We start from the raw sequence: 1,795 nt of genomic DNA on the forward strand, positions 1-1,795 counted from the left end.
GTCACTATTTCGGTAAAGGTTTTCGAACTTATGCAGTTCAAGACAACCCTAAACACCTTCGGTGTTGTATGGTTAAGCCTCACGGGCAATTAGTACGGGTTAGCTCAACGCATTACTACGCTTCCACATCCCGCCTATCAACGTCGTCGTCTTCAACAACCCTTCAGAGCACTTACGTGCTAGTGAGAGCTTATCTTGAGGCTCGCTTCCCGCTTAGATGCTTTCAGCGGTTATCGATTCCGAACATAGCTACCGGGCAGTGCCATTGGCATGACAACCCGAACACCAGAGGTTCGTTCACTCCGGTCCTCTCGTACTAGGAGCAACCCCTCTCAACTCTCAAACGCCCACGGCAGATAGGGACCGAACTGTCTCACGACGTTCTAAACCCAGCTCGCGTACCACTTTAAATGGCGAACAGCCATACCCTTGGGACCGACTACAGCCCCAGGATGTGATGAGCCGACATCGAGGTGCCAAACACCGCCGTCGATATGAACTCTTGGGCGGTATCAGCCTGTTATCCCCGGAGTACCTTTTATCCGTTGAGCGATGGCCCTTCCATTCAGAACCACCGGATCACTATGACCTACTTTCGTACCTGCTCGACGTGTCTGTCTCGCAGTTAAGCTGGCTTGTGCCATTACACTAACCGTACGATGTCCGACCGTACTTAGCCAACCTTCGTGCTCCTCCGTTACTCTTTGGGAGGAGACCGCCCCAGTCAAACTACCCACCAGGCACTGTCCTCACCCCCGATAAGGGGGCTAAGTTAGAACATCAAACATACAAGGGTGGTATTTCAAGGATGGCTCCACACCAACTAGCGCCAGTGCTTCTAAGCCTCCCACCTATCCTACACATGGAGGTTCAATGTTCAGTGCCAAGCTGTAGTAAAGGTTCACGGGGTCTTTCCGTCTAGCCGCGGGTACACCGCATCTTCACGGCGATTTCAATTTCACTGAGTCTCGGGTGGAGACAGCGTGGCCATGGTTACACCATTCGTGCAGGTCGGAACTTACCCGACAAGGAATTTCGCTACCTTAGGACCGTTATAGTTACGGCCGCCGTTTACCGGGGCTTCGATCAAGAGCTTCGCTTACGCTAACCCCATCAATTAACCTTCCGGCACCGGGCAGGTGTCACACCCTATACGTCCACTTTCGTGTTTGCAGAGTGCTGTGTTTTTAATAAACAGTCCCAGCCACCTGGTCACTGCGGCCAGCTCCAGCTCCCCCCGCAAGGGGTTCACTAGCTCTGGCGTACCTTCTCCCGAAGTTACGGTACTATTTTGCCTAGTTCCTTCACCCGAGTTCTCTCAAGCGCCTTAGTATTCTCTACCTGACCACCTGTGTCGGTTTCGGGTACGGTCAATATATACCTGAAGCTTAGAGGCTTTTCCTGGAAGCATGGCATCAACAACTTCGCACCCGTAGGTACTCGTCTCGTATCTCAGTCTTAGCAGCCCGGATTTACCTAAGCCGCCAACCTACATACTTTCACCGGGATTACCAACACCCGGCTTGCCTAGCCTTCTCCGTCCCCCCATCGCAGTATATATCGGTTCAGGAATATTAACCTGATTCCCATCGACTACGCCTCTCGGCCTCGCCTTAGGGGCCGACTTACCCTACCCTGATTAGCATGGGATAGGAAACCTTGGTCTTCCGGCGTGGGAGTTTTTCACTCCCATTATCGTTACTCATGTCAGCATTCGCACTTCTGATACCTCCAGCAGACTTCTCAATCCACCTTCAACGGCTTACAGAACGCTCCCCTACCCCACATACATAGG

At 52.5% G+C, this 1,795-nt stretch carries 1 rRNA gene (cut by a window edge); it reads right to left on the reverse strand.

The annotated features are described in order from the left end of the window. Positions 1–68: 68 nt before the first annotated feature. Positions 69–1,795, reverse strand: a 23S ribosomal RNA gene (locus J6J34_RS12415) (it continues 1,257 nt past the right edge of the window).

Origin of the sequence: Pseudidiomarina terrestris (assembly GCF_030466405.1) — a bacterium.
Lineage (GTDB): Bacteria > Pseudomonadota > Gammaproteobacteria > Enterobacterales > Alteromonadaceae > Pseudidiomarina > Pseudidiomarina terrestris.